The sequence below is a fragment of the Aliterella sp. E5.1 genome, from assembly GCF_057473825.1.
The window spans coordinates 1-10,938 of record NZ_JBYCCV010000117.1; the positions used below are offsets into that span (position 1 = coordinate 1).

8 protein-coding genes are annotated in these 10,938 nt (G+C 40.4%); 5 read left to right on the forward strand and 3 right to left on the reverse strand.

Annotated elements, in window-relative coordinates; genetic code table 11:
- Positions 1-87 precede the first annotated feature (87 nt).
- Positions 88-2,007 carry a two-partner secretion domain-containing protein gene (locus tag AC2VE5_RS21800; protein ID WP_486889783.1) on the reverse strand — a complete coding sequence of 640 codons (1,920 nt, stop codon included), beginning with the start codon at positions 2,005-2,007 and terminating at the stop codon, positions 88-90.
- Positions 2,008-2,027: 20 nt separating this feature from the next.
- On the opposite strand from AC2VE5_RS21800, the gene ggt reads away from it, so the two are divergent.
- The gene (gene ggt, locus AC2VE5_RS21805) at positions 2,028-3,848 is read left to right on the forward strand and encodes a gamma-glutamyltransferase (RefSeq protein ID WP_486889784.1); all 1,821 of its coding nucleotides are present in this window, start codon (positions 2,028-2,030) and stop codon (positions 3,846-3,848) included.
- A 54-nt stretch (positions 3,849-3,902) separates the two neighbouring features.
- Here the strand turns inward: ggt and AC2VE5_RS21810 are convergent, their stop codons facing one another.
- On the reverse strand, positions 3,903-6,341 hold the full coding sequence (locus AC2VE5_RS21810; RefSeq protein WP_486889785.1) for a CHAT domain-containing protein: 2,439 nt from the start codon (positions 6,339-6,341) through the stop codon (positions 3,903-3,905).
- Between the two features lie 45 nt (positions 6,342-6,386).
- Between AC2VE5_RS21810 and AC2VE5_RS21815 the strand changes: the two genes are divergently transcribed.
- The 3 genes from AC2VE5_RS21815 to AC2VE5_RS21825 all read left to right on the forward strand — a co-directional run bounded on the left by AC2VE5_RS21815 (position 6,387) and on the right by AC2VE5_RS21825 (position 9,624).
- Positions 6,387-7,154 (forward strand): DUF928 domain-containing protein, encoded by a 768-nt coding sequence (locus AC2VE5_RS21815; RefSeq protein ID WP_486889786.1) that lies wholly within the window; start codon positions 6,387-6,389, stop codon positions 7,152-7,154.
- A gap of 66 nt (positions 7,155-7,220) precedes the next feature.
- The gene (locus AC2VE5_RS21820; RefSeq protein ID WP_486889787.1) at positions 7,221-9,314 is read left to right on the forward strand and encodes a CHASE2 domain-containing protein; all 2,094 of its coding nucleotides are present in this window, start codon (positions 7,221-7,223) and stop codon (positions 9,312-9,314) included.
- A gap of 25 nt (positions 9,315-9,339) precedes the next feature.
- The gene (locus AC2VE5_RS21825) at positions 9,340-9,624 is read left to right on the forward strand and encodes an ATP-binding protein (RefSeq protein ID WP_486889788.1); all 285 of its coding nucleotides are present in this window, start codon (positions 9,340-9,342) and stop codon (positions 9,622-9,624) included.
- 115 nt (positions 9,625-9,739) lie between these two features.
- Here AC2VE5_RS21825 and AC2VE5_RS21830 read toward each other — a convergent pair whose 3' ends face one another.
- Positions 9,740-10,393 carry a hypothetical protein gene (locus tag AC2VE5_RS21830; protein ID WP_486889789.1) on the reverse strand — a complete coding sequence of 218 codons (654 nt, stop codon included), beginning with the start codon at positions 10,391-10,393 and terminating at the stop codon, positions 9,740-9,742.
- Between the two features lie 150 nt (positions 10,394-10,543).
- Between AC2VE5_RS21830 and AC2VE5_RS21835 the strand changes: the two genes are divergently transcribed.
- Positions 10,544-10,759, forward strand: coding sequence for a hypothetical protein (locus tag AC2VE5_RS21835; RefSeq protein WP_486889790.1), 216 nt, complete (start codon positions 10,544-10,546; stop codon positions 10,757-10,759).
- The last annotated feature ends 179 nt before the right edge of the window (positions 10,760-10,938 follow it).

Below are 10,938 nucleotides of genomic sequence, written 5' to 3' on the forward strand. Positions count from 1 at the left end.
TAGCATCAGGATTACTCTCAATAAACTTGACCAGTTCGTCCATCGTTCAATTAGTTCTAAAATGCTACATCCATCATTCACAATAGTTTAAGACTCACTTTTCTTCAACTCATCTAGGATTGCTATATTACTGTTATTAGTTAGCTGTAAACGCTCAGTTTCTACTGAGAGTATTCCACCCTGACCAGAGGCAGTAGCTGCTGTAATACCACCTTTATTATCCAAAAAAACAGAGTCAGCGAAAACTTCTAGTATTCCAGCATTACCTAATCCCTCGTTATTAACACTAATTAAACCTCCATCTCTAACAACTAATTTCCTAGTTGTAACTTTTAAGTTACCAGAATCTCCTGTTAAAGCTGCTTCGTCAGATAGTCCGAAACTTGCACGTAAACTTTCATCCAAAATATTACCTGATGAAATTATTAGACTAGGGTTACGTGAATTAGGAACTGTCCCTTTAACCTCTACTGAATCTGAAGCGTTAATATTGATACTTCCAGCCGTACCAGAAGCTACAGTAGAAGAATCAACTCGCCCACCACTTTCAACTAATAGCTTTCCTGTATTAAGTATGACGCTACCTGCGTTACCCATACCAGAAGTTGACGCGCCAATAGAGCTAGGTGCGAGTGTACTTGATTGAACTCCTACTAACTCTATAGATTGTTTTGCGTCTACTTGAATATTTCCTCCAGCACCATTTCCCGCAGTATTAGATACTAATATCCCACCATCTCTAGCGGTGAAATTATTGGTTTCTATTAAGATGTTACCAGCATCACCATCACTAAAAGCAAGAGAGTTAATGGTACTTGCCGTTACCAAACTTCGGGGCGAATTTCCAATTATTTGTATAGAATCGGAAGCTCTTAAAAAGATGTTTCCTGCTTCACCAGCGCTATAGCTAATGGCATTAATTGCTCCACCTTCTATAAGTGTTAACTTAGGTGCAGAAATTACAATATCTCCCCCCTTTCCCGATGTTAAAGTTTCAGTGCGGATGCTACCTGGAATTTTAGCAATAGGATCTGTACCACTTATTTGGATTGAATCTAAAGCGCTTAAAGTTATTGCTCCTGAAGGTAGCAAACCTTGATTTTGAATAATAATTACCGATCCGTCAGCAAGACTTATGTTGTTGCCCTGTAGTTGAATAGATCCACTGCCAAATCCGCTAGTATCAATTAAGGATCTAGTAGATAATGTAACATCTCCAAAGTTTAATGCTTTATTGTAATTTAAAGTCCAATCAGGGTTATCTAGATTTAGAGCGACTGTTCCGTTGTTGACGCTACCAATCCCAATGTGACCGCCTGGCGCTGTCAATAAACCTCCTGCTAACTCTACATCGCCACCTACTAAAAAGATGTTATTACCAGGCTGTACTTTTAAGCCTAATAATTGATTAGTACCAGTAACAGGTCTAAAGTTTTGCCCTACTAAACTATGCCCTGACCCCTGTATTATAATTTTTCCCGCACTACTATCTAGATTTAAACCAACTGGGACGCTTACTGTTAATAGAGGAGCCGTTTGAGCAGGCTTTGTGCTGAACTGAGTGCCATCAGCAAAGTTGATCTGATTTGCACTGGTAGCTAAAAATGAACCGCCAATATTAAGGGTAGCATTAGGTCCAAAAATAATTCCATTGCTATTGATTAGAAATAAATTTGCACTACCATTGGCTCGAAGCATTCCATCAATACTAGAAACTGAATTTCCGGTTATTCTGCTAAATATATTTTGAATATTGACAACATTATTAAAATAAGCTGTAGTACCTGTAGTGACGTTGAACTGCTCGAAACTATGAAATAAATTACTACCTTCGGCTGTACCTCCATTAATTATCGTTGTATTACCTCCCTCCTTCTCAACCGAGGAATCAATAGGCAAAGTTGTATCTGGGACAATTTGTGCAGTAGTTGAACTAGCAAGTGATAAGTAAAATAAAGTAAAAATCTGGACGTAGCCTATTCTCTTCAAACACCATTTAGATATCATCTTTATCACCGATTTAATTTATGAAAAAGCGTAGCAACTTCAAAATCCTTAGAATACTAACATTTGGTTCTGTGTTCATTAGCTGTGCAGTTATTTTAGATATGGCTATTTTCGGTAGTATCTATTATCCCTTCGTTCATGCCTATAACTTAGCTAGCTATCTTGGGTGCAGAAACTCTACGCTATCTGGGTGCAAGCAAGACAATTTACAGTCATTACGACCTACCGTAACAGGTAATGAAGGTGTTGTTGTTACAACACAGCATAAAGCATCTGAGGTAGGATTACAAATTCTTAGAGAAGGAGGTAATGCAATTGATGCTGCTGTTGCAGTGGGATATGCTCTAGCTGTAACCGATCCATGTTGTGGAAATATTGGTGGCGGTGGGTTCATGCTGATTCATCAGCCAAGCGGAAAAGATGTTTTTATTAACTTCCGTGAAAAGGCTCCTCTAGCTGCCACTCCTAATATGTATCGGAACAAGCAAGGTAAAATAATTAAAGGATTGAGTACCAAAGGTTATTTAGCAGTTGGTGTCCCTGGGACTGTGGCTGGACTCGATTATGCTTTATCAAAATTTGGGACTAAAAATCGTTCCTCAGTAATGGCTCCAGCGATAGCGCTAGCAAAGGCTGGTTTTGTATTGCAGCCAGGGGATATCAGTATTTTAAATACGAATAAAAAAAGATTTGCCGAACAGTCAAATGTTGCTGCTATCTTTTTGAAAAATAGTAAAGCTCCTTACCGTGCAGGTGAAGTTTTGGTGCAAAAGGATCTAGCCCAAACTTTGAGCCTGATTGCTGCGCGGGGAAAAGATGCTTTTTATCAGGGAGCAATCGCTGATGAAGTTGTTAAAGCAAGTTCGGCTAACGGTGGCATATTGTCAAAAGCAGATTTTACCAAATATGAAGTAACAGAAGATCGCCCAGTAAAATGCAATTATCGAGGGTACGAAATAATTTCTGCTCCGCCTCCTGGTGGTGGCACGACTTTATGCCAAATGCTGAATATTTTACATGGATATGAACTAAAACAACTGGGTTGGCATTCCTCGAAAAGCTTGCATCTGATGCTGTCCTCTATGCTGTACGCTTACGCGGATCGTAATACCTACTTAGGCGACCCGAATTTTGTCAAAAATCCTGTTGAACGGCTTTTATCAAAAGAGTATGCAGTTTCCCTTCGTAGTAAGATCCCTAAACTACAAGCTATTTCCCCAAGCCGTGTTTACTCTGGAATAGCGAACAATGAGGGGACGAATACAACACATTATTCCATTGCCGATCGCTATGGCAATGCAGTGTCTGTAACTTACACAATTAATTCCTACTTTGGTGCAGGCGTAATCGCTAACAATACGGGATTTTTCCTTAACAACGAAATGGATGACTTTGCGATTAAGCCTGGAACACCTAACCAGTTTGGTTTAGTACAGGGTAACGCTAACGCAATAGCGCCTGGTAAGCGACCGCTTAGTTCTATGAGTCCAACCATTGTCACCAAGGACGGTAAAATTTTTCTGGTAACAGGGAGTCCTGGTGGATCAACAATTCCTACTACTGTTTTACAAGTTATTACTAATGTGATCGATTATGGCATGAATATTGAACAAGCTGTAAGCGCTCCGCGTTTTCACTATCAAGGACTACCTAATGTAGTAATCACTGAGCCGTATGCTTTAAAGTCTAATTCTGTCAAAGGTTTATGGGAAATGGGATATAGAGTTGTCCCTTTTACTCACTGGGGTGCATCTGAGTCAATTTTAATAAACCCTGAAACTGGCACGTTTATTGGAGCTAACGATCCCCGCAAAAAAGCAGGAAAAGCTGTCGCTTATTGACATTGTTTCAACATACTAACTTTAGGTAAGAAATCTTTTTGTTCCTTGCATCACTTAACTATTAACTAAAATGAAACTAGACCATTTAGCAGGATGACTCTTAGAGCTAGAAATTGAACTTAACTGAGCCTTTCTAAGCGCTTCTGCTCTAGTTGTACCTGGCTGACGCACATGAGAGTAAAAGTTTTCAATCAGTGGCACTGTATCAGCATCGTTGACAAACCACAAACTAGCCAAAACATTTTTAACTCCTGTACGCGCAGCAAGCCCAGCAATACCCAAAGTCGAGCGGTTATCGCCAGCCGCAGTTTGACAAGCGCTAAGAGTAAGCAAGTCCATAGGTTCTTTGATAGCTAAAAGGACATCTTCAAATTCCCGCAAAGAGATGCGGTGGTTGTAGGCTTGTAAGAAAGTGCTGTTTGCCGTGCCTCTAAATTTACCATGAGTTGCTAAGTGGACAACTGAGTAGTTTTTCGGCTTTTGAATTTGCTTTTCCAAGTTAGCTAAAGTAAACTCTCGGTCTAAAAATCTACTGCCACCTAAGATATCACGTACAGCTTCAGTTTCAGCATTAACATGAGGTAGGGGAGCAAAGGGTGGAACTTTAACTGTTAAGCCAAATACTAACGCTTCTTGTTTCTGAACTTCTGGCTGTGCTTGAGCGCTGAGATTTAAACCCAACTTTGTAGAAATGGCATACTTTTGAACAAGAAACTGCTTACCATCGTGTAATGCTGCCATCGGCACATTTCGCAGTACACCATCGTTGATGAAAATTAGGGTACTGGGCTTACTTTTAGCTAAGTCTGCTGCCATAGGACGGAGCAGCAAATTGTAGAGCCTTTGTGCTGGTTGAAGATATGCGTTAGTTCCAAAATCCTCTAATGCAGCGCGAAATTGCTCGATCTCGCTTTGCATCTGCTTTGCTGATAGCATTGCCGGATAGCTTTTGAGCGTACCGTCCGGTAAACGTAAGATGAGATAAGTGCGATCGCTCAAAATAAGTGAATTGATTATAGCTTCTTTACCTCTGAGAGGTTGTTGAGTTGTACTGAGGGCTGTCTTCACCTGCAAACACTCGTCGCCAAAAAAGCTTTGCAGTTCGGTTAACTTCAACAATTGGGAGACAGAAAGCGCCTCCGTTGCTTGTCCCTTGTCTAGCAGCAATGCCATGAGTTCTCGGTAGACAGGTTCAACCGAATCGCGAACATCAAATTGTAAGTCGGTGTTAGCACTAACAATATCACCTCTGATACGTTGTAAAGTAGTGATTGCTTGCTTGTAGGACGCTATTGCCTCACTAGGCGAACTGCTGGCTCGATAAATGCGTCCTGCCTGCCACTGCCAGCGATACAAGCTGTCAAAGGCGCTGACGCTCTCTGCCGCACTTTGGGCTTGGCGCGTCAACTTCATTGCCTGTTGTAGTTGTCCCGATTGCTCGTAAATGTGACCTAAAGCTCCTAGCGCAAAAGATTGAGTACGAAAATCGCTAAGATTTGCACTAATATTGCTAGCAGTTTCTAAACTGTTAATCTTTTCTCCGCCTGTTTGGTACTGGGCTAATTGAATAAGAGCATTGACTTTACTACGAGAAGGAGGCAAATCATCAAGGATAGAGAGTGCCTGCTGATTGTACTTGGCAACTAAATCCTGTTGTGATGAGAGGGCAATTATATTGAGCAAAGCTTTAACTTGAGGTATACCACCAACAGTCTGACCCAAGGCAACAGCGCGGTTGGCAGCAGCAAGAGCAGCACGCCGATCTTGCTGGACTAGCGCAGCTAAACGAGCCTTTTCTTGAGTATCTTTTTCCTGCTGGGCAGATTGTGATTGAGTTAAGTACCGCCCCTGACGAGCTTGCAAAAGGTTAACTTGATTGTTGAGAGCAATAGTTGTGTATCTAGCATTGCCTAGTTCTTGAGCTAAGTTAAGGCTAGATTGATAAGCTGCTAGAGATTTATCATAGTCCCCAGCTAGAGCGTAAGCATTTCCTAATACCCCTTGGGCTACGGTAGCAACTTCTTTGTTTCGAGCTTCTTGGGCGATTAAAATTGCATTTTCTACCAACGGTATTGAGGCGCGAAACTGACCGAGATCGTTATAAACTTGCGCCCGATCGATTAGCGTTTTAGCTAGCATTGAGCGCGACTGGTTATCTGGTTGTTGCTGATAAATTTTAGCTGCTTGTTCCCATTGCCTTACAGCTTCGGTTGGATTACCCAAAAGCTGGTAAGCAGATGCTAGATTATTATGGATGTTAGCTTTAACTGTCTCAGTTGGGGCTGATTTTAAAGCCTCAAGCCAGAGCGAGATCGCTTTATCGTAGTGTTTTGACTTGTAATAGTCATAGGCTGTAGTAATTGTTTGTGTGTTTGTGGGTAAGGCTTGCGACTGTAATGGATTTATTAGTATTAAGTTGAGCAGAAGGCAAAAACTGATACTCAGTAAAAAGAGAATTAAAATCCTGAAGCGCGATCGCTTACTTTTGAGCATAAAATTTATGTAATAATTTACTCGAATAAAATTTGCCTTTCCAAAATGAGATATTCCTTAAAAGTTGCTTTATTACTGTTTGGTTTTACAGTATTTGTAATGCCAGAAATTGATGCAATTAATGTACCTATAATAGGACGAACGGTAAACTTTAGTAAAAAAGTTTCTGCTCAAACTGCCCAGATTTACATTCCGCCAGCAGGTTCAAGTCAGACATCACGGACTAAAGGGGCAGGTTCGAGAGGATGCGACCAGTCTGGGAATACAAACTTGCAACTTTTAGTCCCCGACGACCACATTCCCTTGACTGTATCGGCTCGTCCAACGTTCTTTTTGTACGTCTCAAATACAACGTTGCCTGTGCGATTCACTCTGGTAGAACCAGGGGTAGCAAAGCCGATTGTAGACCGCTCTTTTAAGGTAAAGCGTCCAGGTGTTGTGCAATTAGAGTTACCATCACATGTTCCTGGGTTGGCATTGGGCAAAGAGTACCGTTGGACAGTATCTTTAGTGTGTAACAAAGAGCGTCCCTCAGAAAACAGCTATGCTGATAGCTCGATTAAGCGCATAGCTATCACTCCTGAACTTACCCAAACGCTTGCAGAGGCAGGTCAAGAGCCACAAAAACGTACTTTGGTTTATGCCCAGTCAGGGATCTGGTATGATGCGCTCAACAGTAGCTACATCGGTTATAAGGCAAATCCGCAAAGCAAAGTAACGTTCTGGTACTTTTCTAAGTTGTTAAATCAAGTGGGAATGCCAACAGTCAGCGTTCAGCAGTTGCAGCAGGCTAATACTATTAGCAATCAGTAAAAGTATTCACGGGAAACGCCCAACTCGACTATGCGTAAATTAAAATCAAATTTGCTCTGGTATCTTGTGGCTATATTTCCAATCACAGCCATACTTGCAGTACGCGCTCTAGGTTGGATGCAGCCTTTAGAGTGGACGGCATTAGATATATATTTCCAACTGCGTCCTCCTGAAACGGTAGATAAGAGAATTGTAATTGTCGGATTTGAAGAAAAAGACATTCAGATTCTAAAATCCGCAGATCCGCTATCAGACGAACTACTAGCCCAACTGCTAACAAAAATTAAGCAGCAAAAACCACGAGCGATTGGATTAGACTTTTTCCGAGACGTACCAGTAGGTGAGGGGTATGCACAACTAGCTCAAGTATTTAAAACTACACCTAACCTCATTGGTATAGAAAAAGTAGTCGGTGACAAGTACGATCCAGTAATCGCCCCACCACCTATCCTCAAACAGCTAAACCAAGTTGCTGCGGCTGATACGGTATTAGATGGAGATGGTGTAGTCCGTCGCGCTCTATTATTTCCTAATCAAAGACAAACTTTAGGAGTAGCTCTTGCCCTCAGTTATCTAGCACAGCAAGGCATTAGCCCAAAAACTGTTGATGATTGCTGCATGAAAATAAAAGATACAGTATATAGACCGTTACAGGAAAACGCTGGTAGCTACGTCCGCACGGACTCAGGCGGCTACCAAATCTTACTTAACTACCGCAACCCCCATCAAAGTTTTACTAGAGTATCAATTACTGATGTTTTAGCGGGGAAGAATTTTAACAACTTGATGCGCGATCGCATTGTTTTAATCGGTAGGACTGCCTCAAGCTTAAACGATGATAAGTTTTCTACTCCTTATAGCTGGAATCTAAACACAACACCAATTGAAATCCCTGGGGTAGAACTTCACGCTCAAATAGCTAGTCAAATTATTAATTCGGCTTTAAATAATAGACCATTAATTAGAACTTTAAACGAGCCGCTAGAGCTATTATGGATTGTAAGTTGGAGCGTACTAATTACTATTTTAGCTAGAAAATGGTGGCACACTAGCGATCCAAAAAACTTTGCTACCAAGTTTTTTCTGAATTTGATATCTAGCAGTTTAGCAGCAGCAGTTGCAGTAATAACTATTAGCTATTTAGCTTTTTTATGGGGTTGGTGGATTCCGGTTGTTCCCTCTTTTTTAGCTCTAACTATATCTCCTTTATTAATTGCTAACTATACATACATTACTAAGTTGAACGAGCGCCAACGAACTTTGGAGGTAAAGGTCGCCGAACGCACTCAGGAACTAAAACTGAATAATCAGCAACTAGAGGAATCTATGACTCAACTGAAGAACGTTCAAGAGCAGCTTATTACTCAATCTAAACTTGCTTCTCTAGGTACTCTGATGGCAGGAATCGCTCATGAAATTAATAATCCTCTTAACTTCGTAATTTGGCTTGCAGATGTTGTTATTAAAATGGCTAAGGATCTTCAGCTAGAAATTGAACAAGAATATGAATATTTACCATTAGAAGTAGTTGAAAACATTAAAGAAATCATTAGTGGACTTACTGAGAATAGTACAGACATCAGAAGCCAAGCTAAAAGAATAGAATTGACTATTCAAAGTATGACTTTTTCAACAGATCGTCCAGCTTTTCCTCCTCAGCTTATTGACATTAATGAGCTAGTGTCATCAACGATAAAAATAGTTTCTTATAGTTTACAATACAAATATAATGATTTTAATGTTAGTTTAATAACTGACTATGATAGTTCAATTGGGCAAGTCAATCTTATTGCTCAATATGTTAGCAGAGCTTTAATAAGTATTATCGATAATGCTTGCCAAGCAGCTTACGAAAAATCTTTAACTGAACAAGTTCTAACGCCAGAAGTCACGATAAAAACAAGGAACTTGGTCGAAAGGAATTCTGTAGAGATAACTGTCCAAGATAATGGGATGGGAATACCTGAAAATATCCTAGATAAAATCTTCGATCCTTTCTTTACTACGAAAACTCCTGATAGAGGCACTGGAGTTGGTTTGTATTTCGCTCACGATCTCATTGTTAAGAGGCATGGTGGTCAAATCGAGGTAGATTCTCAACCAGGCATTGGTACTACAGTGAATATAGTTCTGCCTAGAAATGTTAAAGTTAGTAGTTAAAGTTTAATAAACACAATTAATAAAATTGTGTTTATTTATAAATGTTGTTAACAATGCCTGTCAATCTGCTTACCAAAGGAGTTTAGCTGAACCGAATTTAAAACCGGAAGTCTTACTAAAAACAAAGAACTTAGTAGAAAGTAATTCTGTAGAGATCGGCATTCAAGATAATGGCTTAGGAATACCGCAAAATATTTTAGATAAAATCTTCGCTACTTTCTTTACGACTAAACCTCAAGGCAAAGGCACTGGAGTTTATATTTTGCTCATGACTTTATTGTTACAAGAAATGAATGTCAAATTAGTGTAGATTCCAAGCTCGGAGTTTGTACTACATTCACAATCATTTTGCCTAAAAATATTGCTTAAAAATAATGGATCATAATGTAGTTATATTATGATCCATAGTTTTATACCCCACTCTTCTATCTGGTTACGCTGTCCTCAACGGCTGCTTTCGACATACTATACTTACCCAGTTTTCCCCGATACCATTTCCCTTTCTTCGCACCAACCGAAAGGACATTTGAGACACGTTCTCGTGCCGTACTTCTGACATCTTTTGGAGTTTCCGCTACAAAGATGGCATCTAGTATTGCCGTAATCTCTAACACCTGCTCTGGTTGCTGCTGCATAACTTCAAAAACAGCAACAGACAAATTATCAGTGATAAACTCGTCTCGCAGATACTGCTGCCAAGTATCTGATTCCTTCTCTGTCTCCTTGGGGGGTGCGGATTTCTTACTTGGTTTGTCGCTGTTAGTGGATAAGTTTCTCTTACCTTGTCGCTTTGGAGGTTGTGGCGCAGCTTCGGTAGTGTCTGTCGTCACCTCGTCTAATTCTGGAGTTGCCGCTTCAGTAATGTCTGCCACATCTTCAACAACTGGTGTTGGTGTTGCTACAGGTGTGGGAGTGGCATTGTCTACCGGAGGAAACAGGCTGATAACGTTTTTGAGACTGTGACGTTTTTCTTGAATTGATTGGAGTTGAAGTGTTAATTCAACTTCTTGTACTGATAAATCAGCATCAACTTCCAGTAGTTTGGCAACGGTAGGGTCGGAGGCTTGAGAGTTTTGCACCAGAAAAATAAATTGAAGTAAACGATATACTCTTTATAGCTTATTAAGCAGTAAGTTTTTTCTTGAGCTTAATGAATGGAAGTGCGGTCGCTCTGCAAATTTTAATCAAACGTAGGCACAATATATAAATAGCGAACTTGAGCAACTCTCATGACTACTAAACAAACACTCCTCAACGCAATTGAGCAAATGCCAGAGCAGCAACTTATCGAGGTGTTGGAGTATGTTCAACACCTCTCTCCTACTCAAAAATTAACTTTGCCTAATGAATCTAATAAATCCGTAGATCCCCTTGCAGAATTCATTGGCGCTGTGGCTCATGGTTCCCTGGCTGCCAATTTAGACAACGAACTTTATGGCAGCTAAAATTTTCATTGATACTTGGGGCTGGCTTACTCTTCACGACAAAGGCGAACGCTAAGCTAATCGGCATCAAAGTTGCATAATAAAAAGGTAAAGCTGATTCAAAGTAACTATGCCACCAGCAGCCAAGAATTTTTTAAGGTCGGAACAAGTCGTTCATCTACAGCAAGCCCTCAAGGAGA

Excerpts from the sequence above, each read along its gene's own strand:
- AC2VE5_RS21810 (WP_486889785.1), bottom strand. The coding sequence starts at position 6,341 with ATGCTCAAAAGTAAGCGATCGCGCTTCAGGATTTTAATTCTCTTTTTA.
- AC2VE5_RS21835 (WP_486889790.1), top strand. The coding sequence starts at position 10,544 with ATGACTACTAAACAAACACTCCTCAACGCAATTGAGCAAATGCCAGAG.
- ggt (WP_486889784.1), top strand. The coding sequence starts at position 2,028 with ATGAAAAAGCGTAGCAACTTCAAAATCCTTAGAATACTAACATTTGGT.
- AC2VE5_RS21800 (WP_486889783.1), bottom strand. The coding sequence starts at position 2,007 with ATGATATCTAAATGGTGTTTGAAGAGAATAGGCTACGTCCAGATTTTT.
- AC2VE5_RS21815 (WP_486889786.1), top strand. The coding sequence starts at position 6,387 with ATGAGATATTCCTTAAAAGTTGCTTTATTACTGTTTGGTTTTACAGTA.